This window comes from Pedobacter sp. KBW06 (assembly GCF_003852525.1).
In the GTDB taxonomy this organism is placed as follows: domain Bacteria; phylum Bacteroidota; class Bacteroidia; order Sphingobacteriales; family Sphingobacteriaceae; genus Pedobacter.
In genome coordinates this window covers 163,131-180,402 of sequence record NZ_QAJL01000002.1, presented here as the reverse complement: position 1 = coordinate 180,402, position 17,272 = coordinate 163,131, and the positions used below count along the sequence as shown (strand labels likewise).

The window sequence follows — 17,272 nt, the reverse complement described above, 5'->3', positions numbered from 1 at the left end:
ATAACGGGGATTTTTGTTTAAATATCTGATGGTTATCTATAATGCTTCAATATGACCTCTACAAATAACCTGATCGCAAAGATGATGATCACTGCACCGGCAATCCTGTTCAGGTTCTGAATAGTCTTCTCTTTGATTCTATATCTTAATTTGGCTGCATAATAGGTCTTTATCCCATCTACAGAAAGCTGTGTAGCCATAGCAATGATGAAAAAGACAATCTTCTCTGCCATTGTATAATGAAGCTGTACTGAGATAATTCCACCAACCATGATCCAAAACATCAGTGTGGTGGGAGATAAAAGGCACATTAAAAAGCCCTTTAAAATATAACCGCGTTTCCTGACTTTGGCGATCTCAGAGATGTCGTAGCTCACCTTTACCTTGTTGAACAGGTAATACAAGCCTATGCCAAATAAAAAGAGGCCTCCAACGATGCCTATATATTGAAAATACTCCGATTTATAATCTACAAACTGAGCACTGAAGATGGTGAGCGTAATAAATATGATGTCACTAAAAATCACCCCCACAGCAAGCGAAAACCCCGCTTTAAAACCTTTCTCAATGCTGGTTTTTATCATGGAAAAGAAAACAGGTCCCGTTAAAAAGGAGAATAAAATACCTGCACCTATTCCTTGTAATATTGCTTCAAACATTCACCTAAACATATAAAATTACGCTAATATGCGATTTTATGAATAAAATCGACCCTATTATAATTAGTTTATTTTACAGGTAACGTCAATTACGAGGCCAGCTTTAGTTTTGTTTATCGCTGATTCTCAAATTTGTGTCTGCTATGACCATATCAATTTGAAAATGACGGAACATCATTGTGTAAATTATACACTTTACAAAACAGTTTTTTTTATTTATGTTTAACCCCAGTATAAACCAATTATAAATATGACTGCAGAAAATTCTCAAACCAAGTGGGGACAGTTCATTCCTTTAGTTACCGTGTTCTTTTTTTGGGGCTTTGTAGCGGCGAGTAATGATATCCTGATTCCTGTATTTCAAAAAGCATTCCATTTAACACAAAGTCAAAGTCAGTGGGTATCCTTAGCTTTTTATATCGCTTATACCGTGGGTTCATTGATCTATATGGGGGTCTCTATTTTAATTAAAAAAGATCTTGTCAATAAAATCGGATACAAAAACGGCCTTGCATTGGGCTTATGTATTTCTGCAGTTGGAACTTTATTATTTTATCCGGCGGCAAATTATGGTTCATTTCCATTGATGCTATCTGGGTTGTTTATTGTTGCATTGGGATTTTCCTTACAGCAAACGGTCGCAAATCCACTTGCCATCGCATTAGGTCCTATTAAAACAGGTTCTCAGCGTTTAACACTTGCCGGTGGGATCAATAATTTTGGAACAACGATTGGACCGCTAATTGTAAGTTTTGCAATTTTTGGATCTGCAGGTAGCAGCGACATCAGCATCGAAAGTGTTAAAATACCTTACCTGATCCTGGGTGTAGCCTTCCTTGCAGTTGCGATCTTCTTAAAATTATCTCCACTTCCAGACAGACCAGCCTTGGTAGAAGAATCCGGGGATGATGCCGGAGCTTCCAGAAGTTCCGCACTTAAATACCCTCAGTTGGTTCTGGGAATGATTGCCATCTTCGTTTACGTGGGTGTTGAGGTATCTACTGCAAGTAACTTACCTGCTTATATGGAAAAAGAACTGGGTTTTGCATTAAAAGATGTAGCACCATATATCTCTTTGTATTGGGCGAGTATGATGATCGGTCGCTGGACAGGTGCGGTGGAAGCTTTCACCGATAATGTACAGGCTCAAAAGATCCTGAGATTTGTTGCTCCTTACCTTGCATTTGGTGTTTTTCTAGGTGTTAATGCAATTGCAAAACATGATTTGGCACCTTTTTATGTGTATGGATGGATCATTCTTGTGTTGATTATTGCGGATACATTGAGCAAAGGAAACCCTGCGCGTATGTTATTGATCTTTGCTACTATTGGAATCATTGCTTTATTGATCGGTATGTTTACCACGGGTATGGTCAGCGTTTACGCAATCACAAGTGTAGGATTGTTCTGCAGTACATTATGGCCTTGTATCTTTACCCTTGCGGTGAGTGGGTTGGGCAAAAACACCAGTCAGGGAAGTAGCTTCCTGATCATGATGATCATGGGTGGAGGTATCATGAGCTGGGTTCAGGGCTATGTATCAGAGTTTATTGGTATTCAAAATAGTTATATCGTCGGAATTCTTTGTTTTGCCTACTTGGTATTTTATGCCTGGAAAGTGAGTGGAATTCTTAGGGCTCAGGGCATCTCTTTCGATAAGAAGATTTCAGGAGGCCATTAATCCTATTAAAAAATAGAAAAAGCTTCTCATTTATTTAATGAGAAGCTTTTTAATTTATATCATAATGAGTAAGAAAAGTTTTGATCATATTTACATGCACCTGGCCGCTGATCTGGCCGCACGTTCGCATTGTGTAAGAGCACAGGTAGGAGCGGTGCTGACAAAAGATACTAGGATTATTTCCATTGGTTATAACGGACCGCCACCGGGAACACACAATTGTGATGAGGAATGGCCGGAGACGGGTTGCGAAAGAGATTCCAGAGGAAGCTGTTCCCTAGCTTTGCATGCAGAAGAAAATGCCATATTATATGCCTCAAAAAACGGATCTAAGATCGAAGGTTCGACTTTATACACCACACTTTCCCCTTGTATTGCCTGTGCAAGGCTAATCTTGTCGTCGGGAATTAAGAAAGTGTTGTATATGGATTCTTATGCGGAATACAAAGGATTACCGAGCGATGAAGGCGTTGATTTTCTACGCAGGTTCGGTGTAGAAGTGAATAAGTATCAAATCGAGGTTAATTGATAATCTGTCTTGTAGCAGCAGCTAAGTTTTCTTAACTTTGGCCATGCTAGAAAAAATCATTATTCTCGATTTTGGTTCCCAATACACACAGCTAATTGCCCGCAGGGTACGCGAATTAAATGTGTATTGCGAAATTCATCCATTCAACAACATTCCTGAGATCTCATCTGATGTTAAAGGTATCATCTTTTCAGGAAGTCCATATTCTGTTCGTCAGGAAGATGCTCCTCAGATAGACTTAACCAAATTCCACCTTAAATTTCCGGTTTTGGGAGTTTGCTATGGTGCGCAATACATGGCTCAACAATTAGGAGGTGAAGTTCAGGCCTCTTCGACACGTGAATACGGCAGGGCTAACCTGAATTTCGTTGCTAGCGGAAATAAATTATTTAAAAATATCAACCTGGATTCTCAGGTATGGATGTCTCATGGAGATACCATCACTAAAATCCCTGAAAACTTTGAACTGATTGCAAGTACAGACAGCGTAAAAGTTGCGGCTTATCAGATTAAAGATACCGAAACATACGCCATTCAGTTCCATCCTGAGGTTACCCATAGTACCGATGGAAAACAGCTTTTAGAAAACTTCCTGGTAGACATCTGCGGATGTAAACAGGAATGGACTTCTGAGGCTTTTGTGGAAACCACAATTGCAGATCTGCAGGCAAAATTAGGTAACGATAAAGTTGTTCTGGCCCTTTCAGGAGGAGTAGATTCCAGTGTAGCCGCCATCCTTTTACATAAAGCAATCGGCAAAAACCTTCATTGTATTTTTGTTGACAATGGTTTGCTTCGTAAAGATGAATATGAAGGCGTGTTAGAGCAATATAAACACCTTGGTTTAAACATCAAAGGTGTGGATGCCAAAGAACGTTTCCTAAGCCAGCTTGCCGGTGTTACGGATCCGGAATTGAAGCGTAAGGCTATCGGTCGCGTATTTATCGAAGTTTTCGATGATGAAGCACACCAGGTACAGGATGTGAAATGGCTTGCACAAGGTACAATTTACCCTGATGTAATTGAGTCCATCTCTGTGAATGGCCCATCAGCAACCATTAAATCACACCATAATGTAGGCGGATTACCGGACTTCATGAAGTTACAGGTCGTAGAGCCATTGAATACTTTGTTTAAAGATGAAGTGAGAAGGGTAGGTACTTCATTAGGATTGGAACATTTCATTATCGGACGTCATCCTTTCCCCGGACCAGGTTTAGCGATCAGGATCCTTGGTGAAGTAACTCCGGAGAAAGTAGCGATCCTACAGGAAGCAGATGCCATCTATATCAACAATTTAAAAGAAGCAGGACTATACGATAAAGTATGGCAGGCAGGTGCCATCTTCCTTCCGGTACAATCCGTAGGAGTGATGGGTGATGAGCGTACTTACGAGAATGCCATTTGCCTTCGTGCAGTAGAATCTGTAGATGGAATGACCGCAGATTGGTGTCATTTACCGTACAATGTACTCGCCAAAATTTCTAATGAAATTATTAACAAAGTAAAAGGAATAAACCGCGTTGTATATGATATCAGCTCAAAACCCCCAGCTACAATTGAGTGGGAATAAATATTGGCTGATCCTTTGTATTGGCCTGTTGTTTTCGGCGTGTTCGCCGAAAACACGGCCCAATACAAATAAAAAACCTGATACTCCCCCAAAAGAAAAAGAAGTAGAGAAACCCGTAGAACGCTTTAGCGAAGCCAATATTTCCTTACTGATCCCTTTCCGTTTAAACGAAATCAAGTTAAAGACTGCAACCAAAGTCGAAGTAGAGAAATCTGCTATGGCCATCGATTTTTATCAGGGCTTTAAGCTCGGGATAGACTCTGCAGCTTCTTTAGGCCTGAATTTTAAAGTCAATGTTTACGATACACGTGATAATAATTCGCAGTTGGAAGGACTCATCAATAATGGTGGTTTGCTGTCCAGTAATCTGATTGTTGGCCCGGTATTTCCACAGGGTGTAAAGTACATGACGGAATATTCTATTGCTAAAAATATTCCCGTAGTATCACCTTTGGCTGCTTCACATCCGGAAGAGTTTTCCAATCCTAACCTGATCTCCATTGTCAATAACATTGACCTTCATGCAGAGAAGATTGGCAATTATATCACTAAGAATTATAATCCGGACAATACCGTGATCGTGCTGATCAACCCAAAGACTGCCAGTGATGAGATTATGGCTGCACCTTTGCGTCAGTATTTCCATTATAACAAAAAGGTCTATCTGATGCAGGAATACCCTTCTGTATTCAGTTTCGAAACTAAAATGGCAAAGAACAAGCAATACGTGGTGATTGTGACTTCTTCTGACCGTAAGTTTGTGGTGCCTACGCTGGACAGGTTGGTGAAGATCAAAAACAAAGGGTTTAATGTAAACCTGTTCGGTCATCCGGACTGGGTAAAACAAAATTATAATATCGACAGGCTTCAGGCCCTAAATACCAGCATTACTTCTTCTTATAAAGTCGACTACGAAAACGGAGAAACAATCACCTTTATTAAGAAATACCGGGCTAAGTTCAATTTCGAACCTGGCGAATATTCCTTCAAAGGCTTTGATATCGGTTTCTATTTCGGTAAATTGTTTGCAGAACATGGGGCTAATTACCTGAAATACCTGACCAAAGAAAGGTATAAAGGGCTGCATAATTCCTTCACGTTTTATCATAATGAGAAACTGGGCTATATCAATACCAGTTTAATGCTTTTACGTTATAAGAATTTTGCGCTAAACGTTATAGAATGAGAATAGAACACCAAATCAGGGCATTTGAACAGATCTTTAAAAACTATGATGGCTTATTGCCTTTGCATCGTTTTTTGTTTATCTATTTCAAACAGAATAAGAAAATGGGCTCTTCTGATAGAAGATGGTCCAGCCGCTATATCTATAGCTTTTTTAGACTTGGAAAAGCCCTGATCAGTGAACAACAGGTGGTTCGCCTTGCAGTAGCCGATTTCTTATGTAATACTACGCCAAGCCTTGTCGTAGAGACCCATTTGCCTACTTTAGCCGCACAAATGGAACTGCCGGTAAAGGCGAAACTGGAATTGGTAGAGCAGGCATTTGCCGGTTTTAAATTGGCGGATGTTTTTTCTTTTCATCAAAACCTCTCGGCAGCAGTAGAGAAAGAAGATTTCTTTGAATCCTTTTTTACACAGCCAGACTTATTTTTGAGGATCACTACTGGTCATTTAAAACCATTACTGGAAGCTTTGAAAGCACATGAGGTGCCTGTTCAGGAGCTGAGCGAGACCACACTGGCCTTGCCGAATGGTACAAAGCTGGAAAATGTATTTCCCAATCAGAAGTTCTATCAGGTGCAGGATCTTTCCTCTCAAAAGACGGGGAAGTTCTTTGAGCCCAAAACCTGGGATTACTGGTGGGATTGCTGTGCTGCCTCAGGCGGTAAATCCCTGCTTCTGCACGATCTGGAGCCTAGTGTGCAGCTGTTGGTAAGCGATGTCAGAGAAAACAGCTTAAACAACCTCGATGATCGTTTTCACGAAGCGGGAATTAAAAAGTATCAAAAGAAAGTACTTGACCTGTTGCAAAACAACGATCCGGATTTGCACCATTACGAGTTTGATGGGATTATTCTGGATGCGCCTTGCTCCGGTTCAGGGACCTGGGGCCGTACACCGGAAATGCTGTATTTCTTCGATGAACATAAAATCAGTAACTATACCAAATTACAAAAGGCCATTGCAACGAATGTGGTGAAATACCTGAAAGCAGGAAAACCACTCATTTACATCACCTGTTCTGTTTTTAAGCAGGAGAATGAGGAGGTCATCAGCTATCTGGAAGAAAATTTTTCGCTGAAACTGGAAAAAATGGAAGTGATCAAAGGCTATAAAGACAAAGCCGACACCATGTTTGTGGCCCGTTTGATTAAGGTTTAGTGCTTTTGCGTACTAAACCAATGCCTGATCTTTTCCTTCGCATGCCTTAGGGCTTCAAAGAAAATGGCCAAAGCGCCAATGATGAGGGTAAATTGCTCGAAGTTGTTCATCTTCTGATATTGGTTTCTTAATATAAGACGCCCCCCAACCAGATATGTTACAGTCCGGTATTGTTGCGGAAAAGTTTGATGGCAATTGCAAGTAAGATGATTCCAAATGCCTTTCTTAATACGTTCAACCCGGATTTTCCGAAAAGCCTTTCCAGTCTGTTTGTATTTTTCAATACAAAATACACAAAGCTCATATTAATCAGGATGCCCACAATGATGTTTTGTGTGGCATATTCTGTTTTCAAGGACAAAAGGGTAGTCATTGTTCCTGCACCTGCAATTAGAGGAAAGGCCAGTGGTACAATAGACACGGTTTCAGGAACCTCTTCTTTAAAGATAGTCAGGCCGAGTATCATCTCCATTGCAATAAAGAAAATCACAAAGGAACCTGCAATGGCAAAAGATTCCACATCAAGACCAATGACTTTTAGCAAAGTTTCTCCCGCAAAAAGAAAGATAATCATCAGTACCGTTGCTACTATGGTCGCTTTCTCAGACTGAATATGACCGGCTTTTTTTCTAAGCTCTATCACCACAGGGATGGAGCCGAGAATATCGATGATGGCAAAAATAACCATCGAACACGACAAGATTTGACTGAAATTAAATTCCATAGCAGCTAATTTATGCTGCAAAGGTAAATTAAATTGTAATAAAAATGAGACAGTTTTGCTGTTCAATGCAGAATATAGGCAAACAACAAGGCCTGATGTTAGGATTAACACCAGGCCTTGTGACGTATAAAGAATAGAAATTCTTTGAACGGTTGTTAGTTTATCTTGGCTTTCACGTTTTTAGAAGTGGAAAGACGATAAGCGTATAATAGTAAATGTAACGCAGCATAAACCAGAGAGAAATAATACAAGCCTGTATCTTTTCCGTCGGTGATGCTATGGTGAATGAAGGCAACGGCAACCAATAGTGCGGCCAGGGCCAATCCGATTAAGGAAACTACTTTATTGCTTCTTGCCAGCGTTAGCGGGTTATTGTCAGATAATAAACTGTTTTTGATACCATAGAACAGGTAAACATCCATACCAAGGATCATCCATACCAATAGACGAACCCAGGTATCTAAAGGAAGGAATACCATCATTCCTAAACATACTACCACACCTAAGATCGGGATCAATGGTACCAATGGCACTTTAAATGCTCTTGGAAGATCTGGCATGCGTTTTCTAAGAATTACAATTCCGATACATACCAGGATAAACGCAAGTAAGGTACCGATACTGGTCATCTCACCAACTACTCCTGCCGGAACAAATGCAGCAAATAAACTCACAAACACCATGAAAAGTAAATTGCTTTTCACAGGAGTGCTGAATTTAGGATGAACACTGGAGAATACTTTAGGCAATAAACCATCTTTACTCATAGAGAAGAATACCCTTGATTGTCCCAGTAACATCACCAGAATTACTGATGCATAACCACCTAAAATCGCTAGGATGATCAATTTGTTTAACCATGGGAATGCAGGCGTAACTATACCTGCCGCATTTTTAACGCCCATATTGTCAATAGCAACAGCAACCGGAGCAATACCATCCTGACCTTTAAACATGTCATAGTTGGCAACACCTGTCATTACGTGTGCGAATAAGATATAAAGAACGGTACAGACAAACAGGGAAACGAGAATTCCGATAGGCATATCTTTCTTTGGATTCTTGGCCTCCTGTGCTGCGGTAGAAACCGCATCAAAACCAATATAAGCAAAGAACACAATCCCCGCGGCCCGAATGACACCTCCCCATCCGTTGGTAAAGAAGCTGTCATGACCTGGCTTATCTGCAGGAATAAAATATGGAGAATAATTGTCTGCGTTGATGTATTTCCAACCTAAGAAGATAAATATGAATACGATAACCACTTTAATCGCTACAATCAAACCATTGATAAAAGCAGACTCCTGAGTACCTCTCATCAACACCAATGACATCAGACATATGATGAACACTGCCGGAAGGTTGAACATTCCATGAACCGTTGTTCCGTCAAGCAATTGTGCGGTTTCAAAAGGCGACATGGTCACTTCTGCAGGCAGGTGGACGTCATAATAAGCAAGAAACTTAACGAGATACCGGCTCCAGCTAATGGAAACGGTAGCCGCACCAAGTGCATATTCTAAAACTAAATCCCAACCAATAATCCAGGCAACTAATTCGCCCATGGTGGCATAAGAATAGGTATAAGCACTTCCTGCAACAGGGATCATGGATGCAAACTCTGCATAGCATAAGCCTGCAAATCCGCAACCAATTGCTGCAATGATAAAGGAAATGGTGATCGCCGGGCCGGCATTATTGGCTGCTGCAGAACCGGTGATGGAAAATAGTCCAGCACCAATAATGGCTCCAATACCCAAAGCTACCAGGTTAACGGGGCCAAGGGTCCGCTTCAGGGTGCCCTCTCCGCTCTCAGCAGCTTCTTTTGTAAGTAAGTCGATTGACTTTCTAAAATTCATAGTTTAAGATTTAGTAATAGTTTTCTATAGTCTTTGGTTTGTAATCTGATTGTCAAACCTAAATAAAATATGTTTAAAAATAAAAGGGATTCTTATTCAAAATCCCTTTTAGCAGTAACAATTATAATATTATGGCTTGATGGTCAAGGTGTCAATGGTATTTTTTACCGTATCCATTGTTTCTTTTCCCAGAGAATCGACCGTTTTGATGACCCTGATCTCCTTTTTGATCTCCTGCTTCGTCTCTGTCATCACGCCAACGGCAATGTATGGAGCGATTACCAGGGAAACAATGGACATCAGTTTGATCAGAATATTCATCGACGGACCTGAAGTATCCTTGAACGGATCTCCTACTGTATCACCGGTAACCGAAGCTTTATGTGGTTCTGATTTTTTATAGAACATTTCTCCGTTGATCTCTACACCTTTTTCAAATGATTTTTTAGCATTGTCCCAGGCACCCCCGGCATTACTCTGGAAAATTCCCATCAATACACCGGATACCGTAACACCGGCAAGCAAACCGCCCAAAATCTCTGCAGAACTTACCGATGGAAATACACCTTTAAGTCCAAATCCAACAATGATTGGTACCAGTAACGCAATGGCGCCAGGTAACATCATTTCGCGGATAGAGGCTTTTGTAGAGATGGCTACACATTTCTCGTATTCCGGTTTCGCTTTATATTCCATAATTCCGGGAATCTCGCGGAACTGACGGCGAACCTCCTGAACCATATCCATCGCGGCCTTACCAACAGCCGCAATACATAAAGCAGAGAAGATAAACGGAATCATTGCTCCAACAAATAACCCTGCCAGAACAGGTGCTTTATAAATATCGATGGCATCAATTCCTGCAACGCCAACAAAGGCCGCAAATAAAGCCAGTGAGGTTAAGGCAGCAGAAGCAATGGCAAAACCCTTGCCTGTCGCTGCAGTAGTGTTTCCTACCGCATCTAAATTGTCTGTACGTTCACGTACTTCTGGTGGAAGCTGACTCATTTCTGCAATTCCGCCTGCATTATCTGCAATAGGGCCGAAAGCGTCAATGGCCAGTTGCATCGCTGTGGTAGCCATCATTCCTGCTGCAGCAATCGCCACACCATATAGACCTGCAAAGGAATAAGAAAAGATAATTCCGGCAGCCAGTACCAGGATTGGTGCAACTGTAGATTTCATCCCTACAGACAAACCACCAATAATATTTGTGGCATGGCCGGTTCCTGATTGCTGAATGATTGAATTCACAGGGCCTTTGCCCATAGCGGTATAATATTCTGTAATGACACTCATCAAAGTACCCACGATTAAACCAACAATGATCGCAAAAAATACATCTAGGCTGGTAAAGTTAACCCCACGTAAATGCAGGTGAGGGGGAAGCATGAACATTACAATAAAATAAGAAGCTATGGCAGTAAGTACGATAGAGCTCCAGTTTCCTAAGTTCAGCGCAGTCTGCACATTGGAATCTTCTCCCTTAATGCGGACGAACCAGGTCCCTACGATGGAGAATAAAATTCCCAGGCCGCAAATTACCATTGGCAGCAATACCGGTGAGAAACCATTCAGGTTATCTATCGCTATGCCATTTAATTTATCTACAACGATTTCCTGTCCCAATACCATGGTAGCCAATATGGTGGCCACATAAGAACCAAATAAATCGGCACCCATTCCAGCCACATCACCCACATTATCACCTACGTTATCGGCAATCGTTGCCGGATTTCTTACGTCATCTTCCGGAATTCCCGCTTCTACTTTACCTACCAGATCGGCACCCACATCGGCTGCTTTGGTGTAAATACCGCCGCCAACACGGGCAAATAAAGCGATGGATTCCGCACCCAGTGAGAAACCTGTCAGCACCTCTATCGCTGTTTTCATTTCTGTACTGTTGGCTTCCATCACATGAAATACCTGCATGAAGACAATGAACAAACCTCCTAATCCCAATATTGCCAGTCCTGCCACACCCAATCCCATTACCGTTCCTCCGGTAAAAGAAACCTTCAAAGCTTTGGATAAACTCGTTCTCGCAGCCTGAGTGGTACGTACATTGGCTTTTGTGGCAGCTTTCATTCCGATATATCCTGCAGTAGCAGAAAATACAGCGCCAATCACAAAGGCTACTGCAATGATCCAGCTGGAATGTAATTCCACTCCATTGACTTCATGAACGGTTCCGGAATAGGCAAGTAGAGCTGCGGTAAAGACCACGAAAATGCTCAGTACTTTCCATTCTGCTTTTAAAAAGGCCATGGCCCCGTCGGCAATATAGCCGGCCAGTTCTTGCATGTTTGCATCACCAGGATCCTGTTTGTTTACCCAGGCACTTTTAATAGCCATGACGATAATGCCAATTAATCCCAGGAGGGGAATAAAATAGATTAGATTGTTTTGTAAAAACTCCATACTTAATTTCTGTTTATTTGGTTCTTTATTTGGTTTTCGCGGTTTAGGGCGGCCCCTTCATCATCATGAGTGGTTAGAGCGCTGATTATGAAGGTAGAGCAACGTAAAAATAAGGGTGTTCTTTTAAAAAGCAAATTTTTAATGAATTGATTGTTAAGCTTTTTTCGAGAAATATTAATTTAATATTCCGAATGCCAATCAGGGCAATCTGATTTTAATTATTTTAAATATATTAGCACAAACTAACCAAACAAAATGAAACCATCAAATTGAACCACAATTAATTGTGCAGATCAATGCCGACAGGGTCGTTTCATTTTGAAAAACCAAAACCAGGTCCATGAATGTTTCAGGTATTGCAGGAACCACAAATGCAGCAATTGAAAGATTCAGGACTAAAAACTAAAACAAACTAAATGGAAAAAGAAAATCAAGATGGCTCTTTCAAAAGAGAACTTGGGTTATTAGATGGTACAATGCTGGTCGTAGGTTCTATGATCGGTTCCGGAATCTTTATTGTCAGTGCCGATATTACGCGGCAGGTGGGATCGGCAGGCTGGCTGATTTTAATCTGGGTCATCACCGGACTGGTTACGGTAATTGCTGCGGTAAGCTACGGAGAGCTGAGTGCCATGTTTCCTAAAGCAGGTGGTCAATATGTATACCTGAAAGAATCTTATAATAAGTTGATTGCTTTTCTATATGGATGGAGCTTTTTTGCGGTCATTCAAACCGGGACCATCGCTGCAGTAGGCGTGGCCTTTTCCAAATTCGCCGCTTACCTTTATGAACCCCTGAGTGAAACAAACATCCTTTGGCAGCTAAAGATCGGCACGGACGCAGCCGGAGCACCGGAATTTTTCTCTTTAAGCGCGGCACAAATAGTATCCATTCTGACCATTATCCTGCTCAGTTACATCAATAGCCGTGGCGTGAAAGACAGCAAAACCCTACAGACCTTTCTAACCATTATCAAAATTTTATCTCTTTTTGGACTGATCATATTTGGTTTTACCCTGGGTGCCAAATCGGAAATATGGAATGCCAACTGGGCAGATGCCTGGAGCACCAGATCTTTTAACGTAGAAAGCGGCTCCTGGATGACTGTCGGAGGTTCTGTACTTTTCGCAGCCGTTTCTGCCTCCCTTGTCGGCTCTTTGTTTTCCAGTGATGCCTGGAATGGCGTAACATTCATTGCCGGGGAAATCAAAAAACCGGAGCGTAACGTAGGGCTTAGCCTGTTTCTTGGAACCTTTATCGTAAGTGTCATCTATATCCTTGCCAACTTAATGTACATCGCTGTGATTCCTTTAAATGACATTGCTACAGCAAAGTCAGACCGGGTTGCAGTAGTTGCTGCCCAGCATATTTTTGGAAATGCAGGAACGATCATCATTGCGGTCATGATCATGATTTCTACTTTCGCCTGTAATAACGGATTGATTATGGCAGGAGCGAGGGTGTATTATACCATGGCAAAAGATGGTCTTTTCTTTAAGAAAGCGGCTAATTTGAATAAAGCAAGTGTACCGGCCTGGGCCCTGTGGATTCAGTGTTTCTGGGCCTCAGCCTTATGCCTTACCGGTAAGTACGGTGCTTTACTGGATTTTGTGATGATCATTGTGATGATCTTCTATATCCTTACCATTGTCGGAATCTTTATCCTGAGAAAGAAAATGCCCGATGCCACACGTCCATATAAAGCTTTTGGTTACCCGATACTGCCATTGTTATACATCATCTTTGCAACTGTGTTCTGTGTGTCTCTGTTGATTACCAGGATCAGCACCTGCGGATGGGGTGTAGTCATCATGCTGGCTGGAATTCCTGTTTATTACCTGACAAAACAAAAGGAATTGGACCCTGCTGACATAAATTAGTTCAAATAGAATGGTGATGCGGCTGTAAATTGATTATTTTTGGACAAGAAAAAAAACTATGGAAGAGGATGTAATCCTGAAGATCAGTTACCGGATAAAAGAAATAAGAAAAGAAAGAGGCATCACCATTCAGGAATTGGCGGATCGCGCAGGCGTAAGTAAAGGCCTGATTTCGCAAATTGAGAACAACCGCACCGTGCCTTCTTTGATGGTCCTTATAGACATCATTAAGTCTCTTGACGTGGACTTGAACCAGTTTTTTAAAGACATCTCTGCGAGTTCCAACAAAGCCCCGTGGTGGTCAAAAGAAAAGCAGAATATGAATCTTTTGAAAAGGAGCAGGCATTGGGATTTCTATACCAGCGGATCCTGACCAAGTCGATAAAGAATTCTACTGTAGATATTGTTTTGCTGGAGCTGGAGCCTGATGCCACCAGACCAATGGTGACTACTGAGGCCTTTGAGTATAAGTATATCCTGGCTGGAAATATCAAATATATCTTCGACGATCAGGAGATCGAATTGTCGGCAGGAGATTCCCTTCTTTTTGACGGACGTCTTTCTCATACGCCAAGGAATATTGGAAAAGATAAAGCAATAATGCTGATTATCTATTTCTTTGAAGAAACCAGAGCTTAGTTATTTTTTATTGATCCAGCGGATGGCTACCGCTGACATTTTTTCCAGTTCAAGTCTGGTGTCAGGAAGAATGATGAATTCATTTTTCAGGTAGAATCCTAATGGCGACCGGTAGTATTCTCCGTTTTCTTTCAGGTCCTTGTTATGATCGATCACCCAGCCATTCAGTTCGGCTGTGCTCTTCTTCATTTCTTCCAGCAGGCGCCGGCCATGGCCTTGCCCGTGTGAATTGCTGTCTACTACAATCGCAAACCAGGGTTGGTTATTTCTCGTGAAGCGTAAAGCCCAGCCCACCACTTCTTCGGAAGGACCAGTCAGCAGGTGATATTCCAGGTCTGCAAGACCACTCAGGTAATCGTCCAGCTCCTTTAACTCCCCGTGTTTTAATTTTGCCGGATATTCTTTGTTCCACAGGTCGTGGATCGCTTTCTTTTGAACCGGATTAATTGTACTCGACTGAATGATTTTCATTCCCTGCCTATTGAAGATACATCGCAGTATAAATTACAAGCGCCGTAATGACCACTAAAATCAGAATGTTAAGCCTATGGGCAAAATTTAAGGTATAACCCATTGACCTTTCGCGTTTAGGTACGATTAATCTTGAATCTCCGGGATTCCAATAAATGATTCCCACTTTATAATTTACAATATTGTCTACAGGGTCTATATCCATCGCTAAAAAAATAAATAATCTTACTAAGAACTTTTATAAATATTTCAGTCAATTTAAGAAAGATTGTGATAGAAACAATACGAAATGTAAGAAAATCTAAATCGAAAGTACTGGTAATGAAGTAGGCAGACCATTATTCCGGTCTGCCGGTCAAGTGTCTGCCCCGGAGGCAGTTTTTTCTGATGGGTGCTTTGCCTGATGTTATTGAAGCATCTTTTCACGATTGAATTAAAAATTGCCGGCAATAAAATTACTTTGCGTTTTTCTTTTTATGGGTAACTACTTTCTTCGCATCTTTTGCGGAAGTTGCATTTTCCGGCTCAGCGCCCTTTGCTTTCTTTGTAGTCTCATTCAGTTCTCTTTGTTCCGTTTTATTTCTTGGACTTTTCATAGCTGTACTGTTTAATTGATCTGAAGTATAAACACGCCGGGAACAAATAAGTTTAATGCCGGCAAAGCCGGGTTCCTGAAATTGCTGTTCCTGAAATGATCGTTCCCGCTCCTGAAAACAAAATATCTGCTGGTTTGTAGTATAGGAAAGTACAGGACCAAAAAAACGATACTCATGGAAAAAATGATTCAGGCCTTATTCAATTCTGAAGTTGAGGCATTCAAAGGACTACAGGCATTACAGGAACTTCACCGTACAAAAGATGTTTCCGTTGGAGAGACTTATGTTTTGACCCGCGATGGGAATGGGAACGTTAATATCCGTTCGGCCAAAAATGAATCAGAAGGAGCAGGTGTAATTGGCGGAGGAGTGATTGGCGGATTGGTTGGCCTTTTAGCCGGACCATTGGGTTTTATTGTCGGACTGGCAGGAGGGATGATTGCGGGATCCGCAGGAGAGACGCTAAAGGCCGAAGGAGTGTCAGATTACCTGGATCAGGTGTCTGCAAATATTCCTAACGGAAAGTCGGTCTTGATTGCCCATGTCTGGGAGAATTGGGAAACACCGGTAGATACGGTATTGTTGCCTCTTAGCACTGATTTGAAGCGGTTTAGTTTAGAAGAAAAGGTTTTTGTGCCTGCAAAGACAGAACTCGACAAGCTGAATGCGGATATTAAAATGGCAGAAATCAGCGTCGCATCGGCAAGCGCTTCGGAAAAACAAGATTGGGTAATTACACTTGCAGATCTGAACGCCAAAAGAGAAGCCCTGGAAAATAAGCTGAAAATCCATACAGACCATCAGGAGCAACAATATCAGGTCTGGGTGGATGAACACCCTTCTGCCGATGAAAGCCATGATGAGGAAAGAAGGCGATATCTCGAAAACAGAATCAATGAACAAAAAGCCCGTCTGGATCAGTTAAAGAAAAACAGATAACCTATCCGGCCAGTTCTGCCTGCTTTGGTTTCTCGATATTCATGAGCACCACTGCAGCCAGAATGAGTGCAATTCCCAGCCATTGAAACGCATTAACGGGTTCCTTTAAGAGGAGATGCGCCATCATTACAGATACCGGAATCTCTACTGCGGCAATAATCGCCCCTAACCCCACGCCGGTAAGCGGCATTCCCATGGTAAATAGCAGAGGCGGTAAAATGGTGCCAAATAAAGACAGCACAATTGCCCATCGCCAAAAGATGCTAAAGCCGAAATCTGCAGTTAAAGAAGCATGGAAAATGCATATAATGATGATCAATCCGCCCAGAACAAGATACAGGCTTCTCTTGATCGAAGGTAAATGCAGGGCGATGCCATTGGAGGCATATACTGCAACGGTATAGGCCATTGCGGCGAGCATGCCCCAGCCAATCCCACGCCAGTCTATGGTAATCGCAGCGCCCCAAAGATTGGTCGCCAGCAGGGTTCCTGCCAGAATGATCAGCACGGCAATGACCTTCCGTGTTCCGGGAAGTTTCTTATGCATGATCATCTCCAGAATCACACCCATCCATACCGTTTGCATTAACAAAACAATGCCCACACTTACGGGAATATATTGTACTGACAGGTAATAAAAAACACTGGTTAATCCCATCGAGGTTCCGGCTGCCATCAGTTTGGTTATGCTTTTCCATTTTGGAGCTGCGTCTGGAGCCTGCGGCTTATTTCTTGAAAACAGGCTCAGCAGCAACAGGCCAATTACGCCCAAAGTGAACTGAGAAATTGTCACTTCAGCAGTGGTGTAATGTTCTTTGTAAGCCATTTTCACAAATGTGGCCAGCATGCCGTAACTGGATGAGCCCAGGGCAACCAGAATACTTCCTTTGATAATATTGTTTTTCATTCCGCTGCAAAGAAAGCTCATATTTATGAGCTTCCTCTTTACATA

General features: G+C 41.8%; 17 protein-coding genes. 9 read left to right on the top strand and 8 right to left on the bottom strand.

The window, feature by feature from the left end; translation table 11 throughout:
* Positions 1-32: 32 nt before the first annotated feature.
* A complete protein-coding gene (locus tag DBR43_RS10875; RefSeq protein ID WP_124580793.1) occupies positions 33-659 on the bottom strand; it encodes a LysE family translocator in 627 nt (208 codons plus the stop codon).
* A gap of 250 nt (positions 660-909) precedes the next feature.
* On the opposite strand from DBR43_RS10875, the gene DBR43_RS10870 reads away from it, so the two are divergent.
* The 5 genes from DBR43_RS10870 (at position 910) to DBR43_RS10850 (ending at position 6,788) form a co-directional block, all read left to right on the top strand.
* Positions 910-2,340, top strand: coding sequence for an MFS transporter (locus DBR43_RS10870; protein WP_124580791.1), 1,431 nt, complete (start codon positions 910-912; stop codon positions 2,338-2,340).
* Positions 2,341-2,404: 64 nt separating this feature from the next.
* Positions 2,405-2,869: a deoxycytidylate deaminase gene (locus tag DBR43_RS10865; RefSeq protein WP_074612288.1), complete on the top strand. Its 465-nt coding sequence runs from the start codon at positions 2,405-2,407 to the stop codon at positions 2,867-2,869.
* A gap of 43 nt (positions 2,870-2,912) precedes the next feature.
* Positions 2,913-4,442: a glutamine-hydrolyzing GMP synthase gene (gene guaA, locus DBR43_RS10860; protein WP_124580790.1), complete on the top strand. Its 1,530-nt coding sequence runs from the start codon at positions 2,913-2,915 to the stop codon at positions 4,440-4,442.
* Positions 4,399-5,628: an ABC transporter substrate-binding protein gene (locus DBR43_RS10855; RefSeq protein ID WP_124580788.1), complete on the top strand. Its 1,230-nt coding sequence runs from the start codon at positions 4,399-4,401 to the stop codon at positions 5,626-5,628. The genes guaA and DBR43_RS10855 overlap by 44 nt, the downstream gene beginning before the upstream one ends.
* Positions 5,625-6,788: an RsmB/NOP family class I SAM-dependent RNA methyltransferase gene (locus DBR43_RS10850; RefSeq protein ID WP_124580786.1), complete on the top strand. Its 1,164-nt coding sequence runs from the start codon at positions 5,625-5,627 to the stop codon at positions 6,786-6,788. The genes DBR43_RS10855 and DBR43_RS10850 overlap by 4 nt, the downstream gene beginning before the upstream one ends.
* A 157-nt stretch (positions 6,789-6,945) precedes the next feature.
* Here the strand turns inward: DBR43_RS10850 and DBR43_RS10845 are convergent, their stop codons facing one another.
* The 3 genes from DBR43_RS10845 to DBR43_RS10835 all read right to left on the bottom strand — a co-directional run bounded on the left by DBR43_RS10845 (position 6,946) and on the right by DBR43_RS10835 (position 11,795).
* Complete coding sequence (locus DBR43_RS10845) at positions 6,946-7,512, bottom strand: MarC family protein (protein ID WP_074612401.1); 567 nt, start codon at positions 7,510-7,512, stop codon at positions 6,946-6,948.
* A 155-nt stretch (positions 7,513-7,667) separates the two neighbouring features.
* Positions 7,668-9,371, bottom strand: coding sequence for an amino acid permease (locus tag DBR43_RS10840; protein WP_124580784.1), 1,704 nt, complete (start codon positions 9,369-9,371; stop codon positions 7,668-7,670).
* A gap of 129 nt (positions 9,372-9,500) precedes the next feature.
* A complete protein-coding gene (locus tag DBR43_RS10835; protein ID WP_124580782.1) occupies positions 9,501-11,795 on the bottom strand; it encodes a sodium-translocating pyrophosphatase in 2,295 nt (764 codons plus the stop codon).
* 416 nt (positions 11,796-12,211) lie between these two features.
* Here DBR43_RS10835 and DBR43_RS10830 point away from each other — a divergent pair, with 416 nt between their 5' ends.
* From DBR43_RS10830 to DBR43_RS33315, 3 genes are read left to right on the top strand one after another with little or no spacing between them, the layout of a single operon-like run.
* Positions 12,212-13,675: an APC family permease gene (locus tag DBR43_RS10830; RefSeq protein WP_124580780.1), complete on the top strand. Its 1,464-nt coding sequence runs from the start codon at positions 12,212-12,214 to the stop codon at positions 13,673-13,675.
* Positions 13,676-13,733: 58 nt separating this feature from the next.
* Positions 13,734-14,048: a helix-turn-helix domain-containing protein gene (locus tag DBR43_RS33320; RefSeq protein WP_233602940.1), complete on the top strand. Its 315-nt coding sequence runs from the start codon at positions 13,734-13,736 to the stop codon at positions 14,046-14,048.
* Positions 13,973-14,314: a cupin domain-containing protein gene (locus tag DBR43_RS33315; protein ID WP_233602939.1), complete on the top strand. Its 342-nt coding sequence runs from the start codon at positions 13,973-13,975 to the stop codon at positions 14,312-14,314. The genes DBR43_RS33320 and DBR43_RS33315 overlap by 76 nt, the downstream gene beginning before the upstream one ends.
* Here DBR43_RS33315 and DBR43_RS10820 read toward each other — a convergent pair whose 3' ends face one another.
* The 3 genes from DBR43_RS10820 to DBR43_RS32920 form a co-directional block, all read right to left on the bottom strand.
* On the bottom strand, positions 14,315-14,785 hold the full coding sequence (locus tag DBR43_RS10820; protein ID WP_124580778.1) for a GNAT family N-acetyltransferase: 471 nt from the start codon (positions 14,783-14,785) through the stop codon (positions 14,315-14,317).
* Positions 14,786-14,792: 7 nt separating this feature from the next.
* Positions 14,793-14,990 carry a DUF5808 domain-containing protein gene (locus DBR43_RS10815; protein ID WP_074612297.1) on the bottom strand — a complete coding sequence of 66 codons (198 nt, stop codon included), beginning with the start codon at positions 14,988-14,990 and terminating at the stop codon, positions 14,793-14,795.
* Positions 14,991-15,240: 250 nt separating this feature from the next.
* Positions 15,241-15,381, bottom strand: a complete 141-nt coding sequence (locus tag DBR43_RS32920; protein ID WP_158622481.1) for a hypothetical protein — start codon at positions 15,379-15,381, stop codon at positions 15,241-15,243.
* Positions 15,382-15,555: 174 nt separating this feature from the next.
* Between DBR43_RS32920 and DBR43_RS10810 the strand changes: the two genes are divergently transcribed.
* Positions 15,556-16,320, top strand: coding sequence for a DUF1269 domain-containing protein (locus DBR43_RS10810; protein WP_124580777.1), 765 nt, complete (start codon positions 15,556-15,558; stop codon positions 16,318-16,320).
* A 1-nt stretch (position 16,321) separates the two neighbouring features.
* On the opposite strand, the gene DBR43_RS10805 is transcribed toward DBR43_RS10810, so the two are convergent.
* Entirely contained in the window at positions 16,322-17,227 is a 906-nt protein-coding gene (locus DBR43_RS10805; protein ID WP_124580776.1) for a DMT family transporter, read from the bottom strand.
* Positions 17,228-17,272: the final 45 nt, after the last annotated feature.